At 51.8% G+C, this 15,003-nt stretch carries 18 protein-coding genes; 15 read left to right on the top strand and 3 right to left on the bottom strand.

The window, feature by feature from the left end; genetic code table 11:
* Positions 1 to 51 precede the first annotated feature (51 nt).
* Positions 52 to 561, top strand: coding sequence for a DUF1993 domain-containing protein (locus tag ACH518_RS00605; RefSeq protein WP_256612431.1), 510 nt, complete (start codon positions 52 to 54; stop codon positions 559 to 561).
* A gap of 255 nt (positions 562 to 816) precedes the next feature.
* Here ACH518_RS00605 and ACH518_RS00610 read toward each other — a convergent pair whose 3' ends face one another.
* Both ACH518_RS00610 and ACH518_RS00615 read right to left on the bottom strand, forming a co-directional pair.
* Complete coding sequence (locus ACH518_RS00610) at positions 817 to 1,248, bottom strand: GFA family protein (protein WP_445369983.1); 432 nt, start codon at positions 1,246 to 1,248, stop codon at positions 817 to 819.
* A gap of 129 nt (positions 1,249 to 1,377) precedes the next feature.
* On the bottom strand, positions 1,378 to 2,148 hold the full coding sequence (locus ACH518_RS00615) for an SDR family NAD(P)-dependent oxidoreductase (protein ID WP_140912934.1): 771 nt from the start codon (positions 2,146 to 2,148) through the stop codon (positions 1,378 to 1,380).
* Positions 2,149 to 2,263: 115 nt separating this feature from the next.
* Here ACH518_RS00615 and ACH518_RS00620 point away from each other — a divergent pair, with 115 nt between their 5' ends.
* Complete coding sequence (locus ACH518_RS00620; RefSeq protein ID WP_445369984.1) at positions 2,264 to 3,184, top strand: cupin domain-containing protein; 921 nt, start codon at positions 2,264 to 2,266, stop codon at positions 3,182 to 3,184.
* Positions 3,185 to 3,521: 337 nt separating this feature from the next.
* On the opposite strand, the gene ACH518_RS00625 is transcribed toward ACH518_RS00620, so the two are convergent.
* Positions 3,522 to 4,145, bottom strand: coding sequence for a hypothetical protein (locus ACH518_RS00625; RefSeq protein ID WP_445369985.1), 624 nt, complete (start codon positions 4,143 to 4,145; stop codon positions 3,522 to 3,524).
* A gap of 256 nt (positions 4,146 to 4,401) precedes the next feature.
* Here ACH518_RS00625 and traL point away from each other — a divergent pair, with 256 nt between their 5' ends.
* The 13 genes from traL (at position 4,402) to ACH518_RS00690 (ending at position 15,002) form a co-directional block, all read left to right on the top strand.
* Positions 4,402 to 4,683 carry a type IV conjugative transfer system protein TraL gene (gene traL / locus ACH518_RS00630; protein ID WP_054759564.1) on the top strand — a complete coding sequence of 94 codons (282 nt, stop codon included), beginning with the start codon at positions 4,402 to 4,404 and terminating at the stop codon, positions 4,681 to 4,683.
* Complete coding sequence (locus ACH518_RS00635) at positions 4,680 to 5,297, top strand: TraE/TraK family type IV conjugative transfer system protein (protein WP_445369986.1); 618 nt, start codon at positions 4,680 to 4,682, stop codon at positions 5,295 to 5,297. Before traL ends, ACH518_RS00635 begins: the two co-directional genes overlap by 4 nt.
* Positions 5,284 to 6,168: a TraK domain-containing protein gene (locus ACH518_RS00640; RefSeq protein WP_319960994.1), complete on the top strand. Its 885-nt coding sequence runs from the start codon at positions 5,284 to 5,286 to the stop codon at positions 6,166 to 6,168. The genes ACH518_RS00635 and ACH518_RS00640 overlap by 14 nt, the downstream gene beginning before the upstream one ends.
* Before the next feature lie 9 nt (positions 6,169 to 6,177).
* Positions 6,178 to 7,506 carry a TraB/VirB10 family protein gene (locus ACH518_RS00645; protein WP_445369987.1) on the top strand — a complete coding sequence of 443 codons (1,329 nt, stop codon included), beginning with the start codon at positions 6,178 to 6,180 and terminating at the stop codon, positions 7,504 to 7,506.
* An 18-nt stretch (positions 7,507 to 7,524) separates the two neighbouring features.
* Positions 7,525 to 8,289, top strand: a complete 765-nt coding sequence (locus tag ACH518_RS00650) for a DsbC family protein (protein ID WP_445369988.1) — start codon at positions 7,525 to 7,527, stop codon at positions 8,287 to 8,289.
* A gap of 10 nt (positions 8,290 to 8,299) precedes the next feature.
* On the top strand, positions 8,300 to 8,854 hold the full coding sequence (locus ACH518_RS00655) for a TraV family lipoprotein (RefSeq protein WP_082881147.1): 555 nt from the start codon (positions 8,300 to 8,302) through the stop codon (positions 8,852 to 8,854).
* Positions 8,855 to 8,967: 113 nt separating this feature from the next.
* Positions 8,968 to 9,279 (top strand): TraA family conjugative transfer protein, encoded by a 312-nt coding sequence (traA, locus tag ACH518_RS00660; RefSeq protein ID WP_231879341.1) that lies wholly within the window; start codon positions 8,968 to 8,970, stop codon positions 9,277 to 9,279.
* A 126-nt stretch (positions 9,280 to 9,405) separates the two neighbouring features.
* Positions 9,406 to 9,594: an RRXRR domain-containing protein gene (locus ACH518_RS00665; RefSeq protein WP_064023754.1), complete on the top strand. Its 189-nt coding sequence runs from the start codon at positions 9,406 to 9,408 to the stop codon at positions 9,592 to 9,594.
* Positions 9,587 to 11,986 carry a type IV secretion system protein TraC gene (traC, locus tag ACH518_RS00670; protein ID WP_445369989.1) on the top strand — a complete coding sequence of 800 codons (2,400 nt, stop codon included), beginning with the start codon at positions 9,587 to 9,589 and terminating at the stop codon, positions 11,984 to 11,986. Before ACH518_RS00665 ends, traC begins: the two co-directional genes overlap by 8 nt.
* Positions 11,976 to 12,281, top strand: coding sequence for a hypothetical protein (locus tag ACH518_RS00675; protein WP_096876892.1), 306 nt, complete (start codon positions 11,976 to 11,978; stop codon positions 12,279 to 12,281). Before traC ends, ACH518_RS00675 begins: the two co-directional genes overlap by 11 nt.
* A complete protein-coding gene (locus ACH518_RS00680; RefSeq protein WP_445369990.1) occupies positions 12,274 to 12,795 on the top strand; it encodes a S26 family signal peptidase in 522 nt (173 codons plus the stop codon). The genes ACH518_RS00675 and ACH518_RS00680 overlap by 8 nt, the downstream gene beginning before the upstream one ends.
* 43 nt (positions 12,796 to 12,838) lie before the next feature.
* Positions 12,839 to 13,945: a TrbC family F-type conjugative pilus assembly protein gene (locus tag ACH518_RS00685; RefSeq protein ID WP_445369991.1), complete on the top strand. Its 1,107-nt coding sequence runs from the start codon at positions 12,839 to 12,841 to the stop codon at positions 13,943 to 13,945.
* Positions 13,938 to 15,002 carry a TraU family protein gene (locus ACH518_RS00690; RefSeq protein ID WP_064023749.1) on the top strand — a complete coding sequence of 355 codons (1,065 nt, stop codon included), beginning with the start codon at positions 13,938 to 13,940 and terminating at the stop codon, positions 15,000 to 15,002. Before ACH518_RS00685 ends, ACH518_RS00690 begins: the two co-directional genes overlap by 8 nt.
* The last annotated feature ends 1 nt before the right edge of the window (position 15,003 follow it).

Here is a 15,003-nt window from a genome sequence, read left to right on the forward strand (position 1 = left end):
AAGCGGCTTACACTACCCATTCGACTGATTCACCCGTGCAGGAGTTATCAGATGTCTTTATCCATGTTTGCCATTTCGGTTCCGCCCCTCGTCCGCAGTCTGACGCAATTACGGTCCATTCTGGAAAAAGCGACTGATTTCGCAGAGACCAAAAGGTTTGATCCGTCGGTATTGGTCAACGCACGCCTATATCCCGACATGTACCCGTTGAAGCGTCAGGTGCAAATTGCTAGTGACGTTTCCAAGGGTGCTGTTTCCCGTTTAGCCGGACAGGAGCCTCCGAAGTTCGACGATGTTGAAAACTCGTTTGCCGAGTTGATCGAGCGAGTTGATAAAACATTGGCGCATATCAACTCGTTTCCCGCGGAGCAAATAGATGGATCGGAAGCCAAGACGATTTTGCTGCCCTTGCATGACCGCACATTGACCTTTACCGGCTTAACCTACGTAACAGACTTTGTGCTACCCAATGTTTATTTTCACGTAACCACTACTTACGCCATTCTGCGGCACAACGGGTTGGAAATCGGCAAGAAGGATTACCTGGGTGACTTAGGTTGATTGTGGATTAATTCGAAAGCTGACATCCATTTAGTTTGGCTGACGGTGACATTTCGACCCCAATTTTACCGGTTGCTTTTCTACATTGCGGCCAGTCGGGGAAATCCAGATTTTGGAAATCTGGCGGACTGCAAAGCAGCCGCTGGCGACCTCAACCAACCGGCCAATTGCCGTCCTTCGAGGTTGATCTCTGAATGTCCGGTATAAGTCACAGATTGCTCATTTAACATGGAGTTGTGGGGCTTCGCGCAAAGGTTATGCCTTGGCTGCCTGTAGAAGTGAGATGAACTCAGAGAGGTTTGGTAACTCGTCATAGCATACTCCCTGAAGAATGGTGGGATCCCATGAGGCTTTGTACGCAACACATAGTTGGGCAACGATTTGCAGGTCGCCGTTGTCTTCAAGCAAACCGGTAGGCACCCAGATGTAAGGTAGGTTTCTTAGCGGATTCGGAACGGGAGAGCCGCAGATGGAACAAAAATCAGAGCGGAACCCTGATTCTTTCATCCACGAGGATATGAACTCAGCACCGGCCAACCACCGAAATTTTTCGTTCGGAACAATTGTGGCAGCATTGGATAGCGAGCCGCCTTGCCTCCGGCAAAGAGAGCAGTGGCATTGGTAGAGCTTGAAACTCTCGCCAACAATTTCAAATTCGACTTGTCCGCAAAGGCAATGACCCAGCATAAAACTTCCGATGATTAACGTTTTTTATAATGTGCGCGATTTAGCGAGTCGAGCTTGACTGATGGGGTAGCATTGCTCGATTTACGCAACGCCGTGTGACGGCGTTGCGAAACGGTCAAACACGAACAATCAATAGTTAACCCGGCTCGACAAGGCGCCATCCACATGAATATTGGCGCCGGTTACAAAGGAAGCAGCGGCAGAACACAGAAAAATGGCAACATTGGCCACTTCCCCAGGTGTTCCCATTCTTCCGAATGGATTCTTGTTCAAATAGCTTTGGAACAATTCCGGCATCTGCTGTCTGGCATTGCCCCAAAAACCGTCTTCGACGTAAATCGTTCCAGGGGAGATCACATTGACGCGAATTTTCTGATTGGCCAGTCTTCGAGCCGCACCTTTGGCTACATGAATCAAAGCCGCTTTATAAGCGCCATAAGCGCTTTCTTGGTCGGCTTCAACGGTTGCCACGGAAGAAAGGATTACTATTGCCGCATCGCCTGATTGGAGTGCCGATTGCTGTAAATAGGGTTGAGCTTCCTGTATTAAGTGAACTGTGCTCATGAGATCTGTTGAATAGCCCATTTGCCAGTCCTGTTCGCTGAAGCCGATGGCAAACGCGCTGGGATTGGCAATGATGATATCAATGCCGCCCATGGTTTCGGCTGAGTCGGCGATCCATTGTTTGAGTGCTTTGGAATCCGATACATCCAAGCAGCTTGCGTCTACCGGATAGCCTTGCTGCTGAAAATCCGTAGCTACCTGCTTAAGGCGTTGCGGATTGCGGGCGCAGAGACAAACTGTTGCCCCTTCGGCAACCATTGCCTGCACAATCGCCAGTCCTATACCACGCGTTCCCCCCGTTACCAGTACTCTTTTATTTTTCAATTCAAGTTTCATGCTAAATTCCTAACCTCACTAAATCCCCTCGCTGTAGGGTGTGCGAAGTTTAAGACGGGGGAGTTTGTCAAACCATGCCTGAAAATCCTGAAGTTTTGTCCGATTGGCCGTATTGATGGATGCGCTGGAAGTCCTGCTGCCTAAGCTACAGATAGAAAAAGCTGTTTATACCCGAGTAGAGGGGCATTCGCCCTGGGGGATTGATTTAAAAGCCTACCCGCATACCAAGTTTGGCATTGTGATCCAGGGTTGCTGCTACATAGACCTTAAGGATGGTTCCTTGCCGGTAAAACTTGAACGGGGGTTCTGTTATTTATTGCCGCGTGGCAATGCGTTCCGGGTTCGTTCATCGGCAGACGGCACGACCGACAAATTCGAGGATTTGCTGGTGAATTTGCAAGGTAGAGTGTTGCGCTGTGGTCAGGATGGCGACCAAACCATCGTGCTGGGTGGACAATTCGTTTTTGCGCTTGAGCGTTATCCTTTAGCACTCGATTTACTGCCTCCGTTGATTTGTTTTCAGGTCACCGACTCGGAGTTGATTGCCCTACAGGCCACATTGTCATTGATGGAACAGGAAATCCGCTCGCAAACTCTTGGCACTCAGGCCATGCTGAATTCGCTGGCCGACATTTTTTTCGTGCAAACATTGCGCGCCTATTTGTCGGGGTCTAGCGACCGTCAAACCGGATGGGCAGGTTTGTTAAGTGATGAGCGATTGGGCAAGGCGTTGCGGTGCATGCATCAGCAGATTGGCAAGCCCTGGACGATAGCCGCGTTGGCAGCACAAAGCGGCATGTCCCGCTCGGTATTTACTCAGCAGTTTAAGCAAAAACTGAGCATTGCCCCCATGGCTTATCTCAAACTCATCCGGATGAATCTAGCAAAAGAGCTGCTGCAACAATCGTCTGCTTTGGGGATTGCTCAAATCGCCGTCAAAGTCGGCTACGAATCCGAAGTAGCTTTCAATAAGGCTTTCAAACGGGAAATCGGTACTCCACCTGCTGCCTGGCGAGCGAAAAATAGTGATCGTTGATTTACGCAATTAAGCACTAGCTTGCCTCTGCAAAGTGCTAGCTAAATCAGCTCTTATCAATCCATAGCAACATAGCAATTAGGTTTACCGTTTCATTGCGCCCAATCCACCATATTATCGAAGACCAAGGTATATGACTGGTAACGAATCAATCTCTGTCATAGAATCACATTAGGTGACAGACCGCAAAGGGTCGCCTTGTGACTGCCAGCTATTGAGATTGATCGGTCGAAAGCCGTTATTGAATTCCATTACCCGGAGGTTCCCTTTAGCGAAATTCCTAGCCTAGAATGCAAAAAGCCATTTTTTCCAAAGATATCGGAATTAACACTCCGAATCATTTTGGCGTGATTGAGATCGATATTTTCTCGAATTGGACCGGTAGCTTTTTACCCACTTCCTTACCAAGTTCAATAACAAGAAGTGGAATGTTGGGAAATCGATTCCGAAATCGGTTGATTGAGTATTCCGTGCAAGTCGAACAACAATTGATCTCCGTTACTAAGGTGACAGAAGCGAGGTCGTCAGGGCGCTTTAGGTGTTGCGAATGCCAAATAGCTCGTTCGCGCTGACTTTCGAGAACCGATTTATAGAAAGTGTTTATAGGGAGATTACCGCTAAATGCATTCTGGCGGATGCCGGGAGTTGCAAAGAGATAATTGAGCAGCTTCGGTTCGGTATGGAACTGCGCCATTCCATCGCAGCCAAAAAACTCTGTTTTCGGCATGAAAGCATACAAATTCGGTATCAAGTTCAATCCGAGCCTGATCGATTCTGGAATTGCGCTGTCATTAGAATATGCTGTAAGCACATCTATGGTGTTGTCTTTGAAACGTATTAGCGCTAGGCAGATGTTATGTCCCTCGGCGTCATAATTGACTTTATAGCTCAACGCGCGATTTAACTCGGCGCGTTTCAAAGCAATTGCCATCTCGGCATCTTTTCGACCCCATTCTGCCATTGCCAATTCTCCCCGTCCAAATTTCCGCTACTCTAGCATTATTGTCTCTGGTGCCGCTGACTTTGGCAAAATAAAGATGGTATGACCTTCCAGGTGGGGGGAGTGCTTAAAATCATGGGCGACCTCTTCAAACAAAAAACCTGTTTATCACAAGCCTGATCCCCAAACCCGCTGGCAAAGTGCATTTTAAAAGCATTTAGCCAGCGGGTTTTAATTTGCGTTTTGTGCACAATAGCCACCAACACAGGAGGCTAGCATGGAACCTACCAAGATCCCCCGCTTTATCGATGATCCACCTATTCTGTTGATTTGGACCGCCCACGACTTGGTCATTGTGGTGGCCATGATGCTGCTTGGCATCTTCATCGATCATCTGTTGTATTGCTTGATCGCATCGTACTTCGTGATCAAGTTCATCCGCCGATTCACCGATAACCGGCCGAACGGCTTTTTGGTACACGCAGCTTATTGGGTCGGTTTACTCCCAACCAACGCGATATCGGTCCCTAACCCCTATATCAGGAAGTACTACCAATGAAGCTGAGTGTATTTTTACAGTCGTGGGGTTTTGTCCAAGCGGAAAACCGCCTACACAGGATTTTGTTGATCGGTTTGCTCGCAACCAACGTCATCACGGCGTTCGCCGCGTTACGAACGGAACGGACAGTGATCATGATCCCACCCAATCTTACTGAGAAGGTCGAGATTTCCCGGCAGGAGGCGTCTGCCCAAACCAAGGAAGCGTGGGGTCTATTTCTAGCGCAATTACTTGGCAACGTAACCCCCAACACACTGGATTTCGTAGGCAACGCAATATCCCCATTACTGTCATCGGAGATCCATCGCGAAATAATCAATGCAATGAACGATCAGATCAGTGCTTTGAAGATTGACAAAATATCGACGTCTTTTACGCCGAATCAAGTTTATTTCGAAAAGGAAACCAACAAAGTGTTCGTGACCGGCCAGCTCATAACCAAAGGTCCAAACGATAAACCCGAATCATCCTTTCGCACTTACGAGTTTCAAATCGCGATTGTTAACTACAACCCGGTGGTGAACGACCTCGACGTCTATCAAGGGGAACCGAAAACCAAAGAGTTTTTAGAAATGCAAAAGCAAATGGAGGCTTCCACACATGCAAATCCGTAAATGCGCGTTAATGATTGGCCTGTTTGGGGCAGCTTGTTGTGTCGTCGCCGAACCTCAGTCGGTAGACTTGTTAGCGGTTCCAGCCGATGTATTGAAAACCGGTCAATCCCAGGAAACAGCGCCTACCGGTACCGGCGGCATCGCCCCGCAAACCATCAAAGTATCGGCTGGGATCAATGAGATTATCACGGTGGCGCAAAACCACCTGAATCGAATTGTGACGCCGTTTCCCAGTCCTAGGGTAAGAACGGTCAGTCGCGCCGAAACGCAAGTGGAGGGCAATGTGGTCTATGTCGCCAGCAATAGCGAAGATCCGGTCACTCTATACATAACGCCGGGCGAGAACGAATCGCTTGCCATATCGCTGACGCTGGCGCCGAAACTGATTCCGCCCCGTGAGATTCGGCTTGAACTCGCCGGCGTCGAATATTCTCGCCTGACTCAGACGCAACCGGCAGCCAAAAAAAGCGGTAACGTCGACGATACGGTTCAACAAGAGCATGTCGCGCAACTGAAAGCCACCCTGAGAGAACTGGCGTTAATGCAAAGCCCCAATGGATTCAGTGGCCGCCCGGTATCGGCGAACGAAACCGTTTATTGCGACCAGCAGGGCATTCAGACTACCGTCGGCCAAGCCTTTGATGGACGCAATACGACGATCTTAATTGCAAAAACGGTCAATACCACCCCTCAGCGCATCGAACTCGACGAGCGTTCTTGTATTGGTCAGGGAACCGGGCTTAGCGACATTGTGGCGGTGGCGGCCTGGCCAGATGTGTGGCTGGAACCCGGACAATCGACCGAGTTGTTTGTGGTAGTGAAGCAACGAGGCCTCGCCGAAGAACAGATCAGACCGTCGGTCTTGCGATAAGGGCGGATTATGAAGAACACGCTACTTGAAAAATGGGACGCGCTCAATCCTACGTATCAACGAGTAATTGTCGTCACTACGATTGTTGCGACGCTGATGGTGGCAATCAGTTTGATGTTGGGCGACGCCCCGCCGCCGGTACAAAATGCCTCCAAAAAGGACGTTGCCCGGCATATCTTCACCGATGCAGATCCCAGGTCTTTAGGAATCGACGGTCTTGGGGCGCAAATTCGCAAACTCCAGGAGGATCAACATGCAATACGCTCTCTGCTGGACGGCGTAGTCGCCCAAAATAATCAATATCAAGCGTCCGATCAGCAACGGATCAAACAATTGGCCGATCAAACTGGTCAAACCGCTCAAACGCAAATCGAAGCGCTGAAAGCGGAAATCGATCGCTTGAAAACCGAAAACAAAGCGGAACCCTCGGGGGCTCAGACAGTGTTGCCTCCCGATGCCGGCGCAAAGTCCCACTCAGCCAAGGAGCGCGTCACCAATGCCGACAATTTGTTTAATCCGCGGGCCTATCAAGACCCGGCGGCGATGCCTGTTGATCCGATTGCATCGAACCCGGCGCGGGACTCGGAGCGAAATGCTCTGCAAATCCGAGTGATCAAGCAAGCTGCCAGCACCGATCCTGAAACCAAGAAAAAGGTCGAAGTCGCGGAGACCAAAAAAGCCGAACAAGAAAGCGTCCTCATCCCGGCAGGCAGTATTTTATCGGGCAACCTGTTGAACGGTATGGATGCCCCAACCGGGAGTAGCGCACAGAAAAACCCATTTCCGGTGTTAGTGCGCTTAAAAGCCGACGCCATCCTGCCGAACCGGTATACGGCCGACGTCAAAGAGTGTTTCGTGGTCAGCTCAGGATTCGGCGACTTGAGTTCGGAACGCGCCTACATTCGGGCGGAATCCATTTCCTGTGTACGCCAGGATGGCGGTGTTATCGAAGTGCCCTTGGATGCGTATGCGGTGGGCGAAGACGGCAAGGTTGGTATTCGCGGCCGCTTCGTCAACAAGCAAGGCGCTTTACTGCGCAATGCGCTGTTGGCCGGCTTTCTGCGCGGATTCTCGGATATGTTTGGTCGGACGCAAACCCAGGTGCTGGCGTTAGCTGGACCCGCTGGCGTGGCGACAACCCCGTTTCAACGCTCCTTTAGCCAGGATTCGATAGAGGGAGGGGCTTTACGGGGAACCGGGTACGCCATGGAGCGCTTGGCAAATTATTACATCGACTATGCGGAGAACCTGTTCCCGGTGATCGAGATCGATGTGACCCGCAAGATCAATTTAGTCGTGCAACGCGGCACCAAGTTGCGGTTGCTCGAAAAAAGTTAATCAATGAATGGAGACCCCATGAAATTCCTCCCTGCAATTTTCCTCTTAGTGGTGTCCAGTCTGGCTGTCGCCGGTCAGCCACCAGTGGCAAGTCCTGAAGTCTCGACACCGACCGAGGCCGCATTGTTTGCGAAAGGGGCCATTAACGCGATGAAGGCCTTGCCGATCGATGGCTTCAATATGGTAGAAGCGGGCGGCGAGACCTACTTCATATCCCGCAACGGCCGATTTGCCTTCAAGGGCCAATTAATGGATACCTGGTCGAAAACACCGATTACCCGGATCGAACAAGTCGATTCCGTGATGAATCGGATTCCGCTAGCCGACATGAAACTCAACATCGACGAACTCGGCCCGGTGCTGGTGGGCAAGGGCAAAACCCCGGTTGTGGTATTCGTCGATCCGCAATGCCGCTACTGCAAAAAGTTGCAGCAGCAGCTACCGGCGCTCGCCGATCGTTACACCTTCAAGATTATCCCGATCGCGGTATTGGGACCGGAGTCGACGATTCTGGTCAACAAAATCGAATGTCTGCTCCAAACCAAGGACAAGGAAAAGGCGACTACCGCACTACTCAATCAGGACTACGCCGGGTTGCCGGAACAGCTTCCAGGCAGCTGTGACAAGGAGCCTATGCAGAAAGCGGTGATTACTTCCGCCATCTTGGGATTGACCGCGGTGCCGTTTGTAATTGCCCAGGACGGCCGTACCCACAAAGGCGCCCCGGACGATTTAGCCGGTTGGCTGAATAGCACTCAAAGCGTCTCAACTGCAAAACAATAAGGTGAAACGCATGTTCAGATCAGTTTTGTTGATCGTGTTGGTACCGCTACTCGGTGCTTGTACGCTGATTCCGGATTCGTATGGTTGTAAAGGGATGCCGGATGATCCGATTTGTATTTCCGCCGAACGCGCCTATCAAGTGACCGATAATGCGTTGCCTGCCGGTGAGGGAACTGCACCCAGCGAAGCGACCAAGCCGCAACCAGTGACCCTGACCGGCAGTGGCCGGGAACAATCGCCAATGCCGCATATCGAGGATCCCACCCCGATACGCACGCCATCCGAAGTCATGAGAATCTGGATCGCGCCCTGGGAGGACAAAGACGGCGACTTGAACGTATCCGGTTATGTGTTTACCGAGATAGAGCCGAGACGTTGGATGATCGGCAAGAAATCCGTAACGCAAAATCCGCAATTGCGCGCCCTGCAAGTGGAACAACGTGAACCGCCCAAAAAGGATAAATTCGATCTCGATGGACTGGTGGACGGTAAAAAAATGGGGGGAGGTGGTGGCAAAATGCCGGAAGGATTCGAGTCGCTGTTAAAAGCAAAATCGCCGTTTTAGCAATCGAATAAACCACCAGGCGGTGAGTTAGGCGTTAGGTCGCCAACCGGGCGTTGCCGCGCCCGAGATTTGGGTTTAACGCCTATTTACTCACTTTTCTGAAAGGTATAACCATGAAACAAATGAAAAATCTGGTAAAGATCAAATTGTTGGTCGCCCTTGTCGCCGTGGCGGGAATGTTTCTGTTTTCCTCCGAATCGTTTGCCGGTACCGGTAGTACCGAATTCAACGCCGTGTACACCTTGTTGACCAACTGGATGCAAGGATCGTTGGGCAAATTGATTGCGGCGGCGTTTATCGTCGTCGGGCTGATTGCCGGCGTATTGCGCAATTCCCTGATGGGTTTTGCGGTCGGTGTCGCCGCCGGTCTGGGTTTGTTTACCGCCCCTGGCATCATCAACGCCGTCGTTACCGCGACGTGGTAATCCTATCGATTCCGTAATCGATAGACCGTGATCTGGGTTTGGAATTGCAATCCTTTAAGTGATTGTGATCACACCTTGGATAACGAGGTCCGGCGGGAAACCGCCATCTGACTTTCAGGATGGGTCATGAAAGTGAGTCCTCGGAATAACCAGAATGGCCGGTTAAAGGTCCAGGTTTTTAGCAGCGATGGTACCGAGCTGGTGCCGTGTAATGCGGCAAGAGCCAGAAGGCTTGTCAAAAACAAGAAAGCGAAGGTTCGTACCGTTAACCCTTACTCGATAGAGTTAAACAGAAGCGTAAACCCCGATGCCTAAACAGAGTTACCACAGAATCGACAATTTATTCTCCGTGTTGGCGTTCGATCCCGATAACAATCTGTTCTTGGGAGAAGACGCCAGCTTGGGATTCGGTTTTTTGTGCGAGCCGCTTTTCGGAAACGATCCGTCGATCGCCGATCGCATCAACGTTTTGTTGAACCAGGAATGGCCGATCGACACCTTGCTTCAGGTTGGCCTATGGGCGTCTCCCGATATCGACACAGTGATGGCCACTTTGAAGACGCGCCGAATGGAGCAACAAAATCCGTTGTATCAAGCCTTGGTGGCGTCCAATGTGGACTATCTGCGTGGAGCCACTCAGCATCCGATCGATAAAGCCTTGCCGACACGAGTTAGGCGGTTTCATGTGCTGGTGACTGCGAAGATACCGTTGTCGGGGGCAAAACCCACTCAGAAAGAATTGAGACATGCGTCGGAATTGCGCTTGGCCGCGTTTCAAGCGTTAGCGACGAGTGGATTAAGGCCAAAGACATTGACGGCCGACGTGTATGTGCGTCTGTTGAACACGATGTTGAATTGGCACCCCGAAGCCAGCTGGCACGATCTAGTGGTGCCCGAGTGCGATCCGCGTAAATTGATCCGCGAACAATTATTCGATTTCGATAACGAACTGGCGGTCGATCAGACCGGCGTGACTCTTGGCAGCAAACGGGTGAAAACCTTATCGGTCAAACGGCTGCCGGATCAAGTGTATTTTGGCTCGGCCCTGAGCTATTTGGGGGATCTACTGAGCGGAGCCCGTGGTATTCGCGACAATGTGTTGATCTCCGTCACACTGCATTACCCGGATTCTGAAGCCACACGGATGAAATTGGAGACCAAACGTCAATTCACCGCCAATCAGGCGGTGGGACCGCTATTAAATATCGTCCCGCAGTTAGCGATCCGAAAACACAATTTCGACTTACTCTTCGACGCGCTGAACGATGGTGATCGCCCCATCCGCACTTATTTCGGCATGGTGTTGTTCTGCGATCCTTATGAAGAATCCCAAGCCGTGTCCAATGCGCGCACCTATTACCGGGAGCTGGGTTTTCAGCTGCTCGAAGACCGGTATTTTAGTTTGCCATATTTTCTGAATTGCCTGCCATTGGGCGCGGAACTCAGCCAAGTGCAAGTGAGTAACCGCTATATCACGATGGCAACCCGTCACGCGATTCCGCTGTTGCCGATGTTTGCCGATTGGTCGGGGACTGGCTCGCCGGTACTCAACTTTATTTCGCGCTCAGGACAACTGGTCAATGTCTCGTTATTTGATTCCGGATCGAATTTCAATTGTTGCATCGCCGCGCAATCGGGGTCCGGTAAATCTTTTCTGACCAATGAAATTATCGTCAATTATCTCACCGAAGGGGCGCAGATCTGGGTAATTGACGTCGGCCGTTCCTATCAGAATCTGGCCGATACGCTGGACGGCGAATTCATGGAATTTACGGCTGACAAACAGATTTGCCTGAATCCCTTCGAGTTGGTGCAAAACTGGGAAGACGAAGCCGATGTGGTGGCCGGATTGGTTACCGCGATGGCGGCGCCCACCGAAAAACTCAGCGACTTTCAGACCGCCGGATTAAAGCGGATCTTAAAAGGACTGTGGGATGAAATGGCGCAAAAGATGACCGTCGACGATATCGCTCAGCGGTTGCGGGCTGAATCCGACCAAAGACTGAAGGATGTCGGCGAACAGCTTTTTCCCTTCACGTCGACCGGCGAATATGGCCGGTTCTTCAACGGCGTCAACAATGTTCGGTTTCAGAATAGTTTTACCGTGTTGGAGTTGGAGGAATTGAAGGGGCGCAAACACTTACAACAAGTCGTGTTGCTGCAATTGATCTATCAGATCCAACAGGAAATGTATCTCGGAGAGCGCGATCGGCGCAAGATCGTGATCATCGACGAATCCTGGGATTTATTGAGTATGGGGGACGCAGCGACCTTCATTGAACATGGTTATCGACGGTTCCGAAAATACGGCGGTGCCGCGGTGACGATTACCCAGTCGGTCAACGATTTGTATCGCTCGCCGACCGGCCGAGCCATCGTCGAGAACTCGGCCAATATGTATCTGTTAGGCCAAAAACCGGAAGCGATCGACACCATTAAAAACGAGAATCGTCTGCCGCTCTCCGATGGCGGAATCCAATTGCTCAAATCGGTTCACACTATCCCCGGCGTCTACTCGGAAATTTTCTTTATCACCGAATACGGTCAAGGCATCGCCCGGCTGGTGGTCGATCCCTACAAACGCTTGCTGTATTCGACCAAGGCCGAACACGTCAACGCGATCAAAAATCTGAAACGGCAAGGCTATTCGACCGATGCCGCCATCCGCCATTTATTGCTACAACAGGAAACACGCCATGTCGCTTAAATCATTGATTGCCGTTGTTTTGGCCACCATTGCCGTCAGTGTGTCGTCCAGCTATTGGCTGGTAAGGCATTCGCTATCGACCGAGTTGGAAAAACTGAACTTATTGACGCCGGTGTTCGTGATAGACCGGACCGGGTGGACCCGAAATCTGTCGAAAGACGCCAGTCAAGATACCATCACGCACGCCATGAATGAATGGCAGGCCAAAATCTCGCATTTGGTGGATTCCGGTTTCGTGGTGGTCGATGCGAACATGGTGGTCGGTGCGCCGGAGGATGTCTATGTCGGTGAGTAACCCCCTCGATCAAAAGGTATTTTGGTTTAAAAAAGCCCTCCCGACGCTGATCGCGATTGTGATTTGCGGTGCTTATCTAGAAAATCGGTTTCGCATTGGTATCGACGATCAGAAAGATCGGTGTTTGCCCGGCAATCACCGCTGGTTCGTGGTCGACACCTACGCCAAAGACATTCGCCGAGACGATCTGGTGGCGTTTGCCGCGGATCAACGCATGGCCATGGCGCCCTGGTTTTCGTTTACCCACATTGTGATCAAGATCGCGACCGGTGTGGGTGGCGACACCGTAACGGTCGATACTCAAACCGCGCGAGTGAACGGTAGCGTGGTCTCCGAAGGGTTGGCGTTGGCGGGTAAATTAAAGCAACCGGCCGCCGCGTTTATTCGGACCGAGATTGTCACAGACGGCGAATTGTGGGTGACAGGCACAACCGAGAATAGCTTCGACTCCCGCTATTGGGGCGTGGTGCATCCCGATCAGATTATAGGCAAAGTCTATGCGTTGCCATTTTAAGCCCATAGCGGTGGCGGCGGTATTGATCGGTGGGTCGGTACCAATGGCCGGTGCCGATACCGATTGGTTAGAGCGTTCGAAGGCGTTGATGCAGCACGCTCAAAAAGGACCGCGTCCGGCCTGGTTGGATGCCAATCCGCACGCCGCGAATGCCAAGGCGCTGGCCTTGGAAACCTTAAAGCATGCGCCTTCACCGCAACCCTTCGCCAAGCCGAAGCGTGATCAACGCCGGCATTATGTCCTGTACGCTTCGACGTCCTTGGGTCGGGCCGGCCTGCTCAATCTATTCGAAGCGGCCGCCGGCCGAGACGATGTGTTAGTGGTTTTCAGGGGCATACGCGACGGTCAGCGGGTGCAGGAATTTATTCGCGAAATTCATGGTTTGGCGCAAACGCTGGATGCTCAGAGGGTTCCGTCTATCGAACTGGATCCGACCCGTTTTCAGAATGCCCATATTCAGGTGGTGCCGAGTTTGACGGTGGAGGAGGGCGACCGTGTTCTGGCCAAGGTGGAAGGGGTTACCGATATCGCCTGGTTGGAGGCACAGTTAAAATCGCGTCAGGCGCCGGATGATCGAGTCGTGGATCTGGGCGTACACGGCGATACGCAGGCTATCGCCGAGCTGGATTTGATCGAGGTGATGAAGACGCGAATGGCCGGCATCGATTGGGCAGCTAAGAAACGCGAAGCACAGGCCCATTTCTGGCAAAAAGCCGAACTATTATCGCTCGTGACGGCACGACAAGATCGCGAGCGGTTGATTGATATCACCGTGACGGCGCCAAGAGACGTCGTCACCCCGGCAGGACAGATCATCGTCCGACAAGGGCAGCGCATCAATCCGCTGAGTCAACTGCCTTTTACCCAGCGTCTGGTGGTCTTCGATGCCACGCAACCCGATCAAGTCGCGGCAGCTGAGCGCGAGGGAAAGGCGGTAACAGGCCGTCCGGTGACGTATTTGATTACCGGGTTGGAACGGGACCAAGGATGGCAGGCGTTCAATGCGCTCGAAGAACGGTTGGGACAATCGGTGTTCTTACTCACCGCCGACGTGCGGCAACGTTTTAATCTCGAAGCGGTTCCCAGCGTTGTCGAACAAGACGGCATGCACATCAAAGTTAGAGAAATCGCGGTGGCAGGCCATGACTAAACCAGCGACGTGGTTGCAACTTGTATTGCTGTGTGCGTGTTTGTGTTCTGGCCAGTCACGTGCTGCGGACGCCCTATGTCCGGACGCGGAACTCTGGTCAGGGAAATTGATTACCGATATCTGCTGGGGATGTTTGTTTCCGATTCGGCTGGCCGGCGGTGTGCTGGATTTTCGCGCGCCGCAATCAAAAGGTAGCGGCGATTCATCCGTGGGCGACGATTTGGTTCCGTCGTCCGCCGCCAGTAATGTCTACTGCGTTTGCGACGGCAAAGAGCTTATCCCGGAAGTGGGTATGACCATGGGCTATTGGGGTCCGGCCAGGGTCGTGGAGTTGGTGCCGAATCCTTGGTGCGCGCCGACGCTCGGCGGCACAAAAATCAATCAGTCGAATGTGCGATTGTGGGGTGGTTCGTCGCCTGTTGTATACGACACTGATGAAATAGTCTTCCTCAATTATCACTATTACGCATTCCCGATATACGTCATGCTCGATCTATTCTGGGAAGATCGGTGCTTTGCCGACGGATACAAAGATTTCGATTTGCTGTATGTCTCGGAACTGGATCCGACCTGGAACAATGATGAATTGGCATTCTTCACCAATCCGGAGGTCGTATTATTTGCGAATCCAGTGGCATTGGCGGCGTGTTCGTTCGATGCTATTGCGGCGTCCGCCGGCCGGCCGATTGACGAAATGTTCTGGTGCGCCGGGGCCTGGGGTGGCATCTATCCGTTGTCCGGTCACGCCCATCCCGGTGAAGGCATTGCGCCGCGTCAAAGCAGTTTATTGATGACAAGAGCTACGGCCGCACTGCATCGGCGCGGCCTGGCCCATAGAACCGTTGGCGATGATCACGTCTGCGGCGGGACGATTTCCCCGTTTATTCCGAAATCCCAATACGCTACCACCATGTTTTACCCAGTGGCCGATACCCAGAGCAAACATGCGATTGGCGAAAGTGATTTGCTATGGGGAGCAGGCCATTCTTATCCCGGTTCCGGCGAATACCACGTCTACATATTGTGGCGATGGACTGACTGTTGCATAGGATTTTAAG

This window comes from Methylomonas sp. HW2-6 (assembly GCF_052474525.1).

Coding starts and splice junctions, on each gene's coding strand:
- ACH518_RS00625 (WP_445369985.1), bottom strand. CDS start 4,145: ATGGCAGAATGGGGTCGAAAAGATGCCGAGATGGCAATTGCTTTGAAA.
- ACH518_RS00645 (WP_445369987.1), top strand. CDS start 6,178: ATGAAGAACACGCTACTTGAAAAATGGGACGCGCTCAATCCTACGTAT.
- ACH518_RS00620 (WP_445369984.1), top strand. CDS start 2,264: ATGGATGCGCTGGAAGTCCTGCTGCCTAAGCTACAGATAGAAAAAGCT.
- ACH518_RS00640 (WP_319960994.1), top strand. CDS start 5,284: ATGCAAATCCGTAAATGCGCGTTAATGATTGGCCTGTTTGGGGCAGCT.
- traA (WP_231879341.1), top strand. CDS start 8,968: ATGAAACAAATGAAAAATCTGGTAAAGATCAAATTGTTGGTCGCCCTT.
- traC (WP_445369989.1), top strand. CDS start 9,587: ATGCCTAAACAGAGTTACCACAGAATCGACAATTTATTCTCCGTGTTG.
- ACH518_RS00635 (WP_445369986.1), top strand. CDS start 4,680: ATGAAGCTGAGTGTATTTTTACAGTCGTGGGGTTTTGTCCAAGCGGAA.
- traL (WP_054759564.1), top strand. CDS start 4,402: ATGGAACCTACCAAGATCCCCCGCTTTATCGATGATCCACCTATTCTG.
- ACH518_RS00655 (WP_082881147.1), top strand. CDS start 8,300: ATGTTCAGATCAGTTTTGTTGATCGTGTTGGTACCGCTACTCGGTGCT.
- ACH518_RS00615 (WP_140912934.1), bottom strand. CDS start 2,148: ATGAAACTTGAATTGAAAAATAAAAGAGTACTGGTAACGGGGGGAACG.
- ACH518_RS00605 (WP_256612431.1), top strand. CDS start 52: ATGTCTTTATCCATGTTTGCCATTTCGGTTCCGCCCCTCGTCCGCAGT.
- ACH518_RS00665 (WP_064023754.1), top strand. CDS start 9,406: ATGAAAGTGAGTCCTCGGAATAACCAGAATGGCCGGTTAAAGGTCCAG.
- ACH518_RS00685 (WP_445369991.1), top strand. CDS start 12,839: ATGGCCGGTGCCGATACCGATTGGTTAGAGCGTTCGAAGGCGTTGATG.
- ACH518_RS00675 (WP_096876892.1), top strand. CDS start 11,976: ATGTCGCTTAAATCATTGATTGCCGTTGTTTTGGCCACCATTGCCGTC.
- ACH518_RS00690 (WP_064023749.1), top strand. CDS start 13,938: ATGACTAAACCAGCGACGTGGTTGCAACTTGTATTGCTGTGTGCGTGT.
- ACH518_RS00650 (WP_445369988.1), top strand. CDS start 7,525: ATGAAATTCCTCCCTGCAATTTTCCTCTTAGTGGTGTCCAGTCTGGCT.
- ACH518_RS00610 (WP_445369983.1), bottom strand. CDS start 1,248: ATGCTGGGTCATTGCCTTTGCGGACAAGTCGAATTTGAAATTGTTGGC.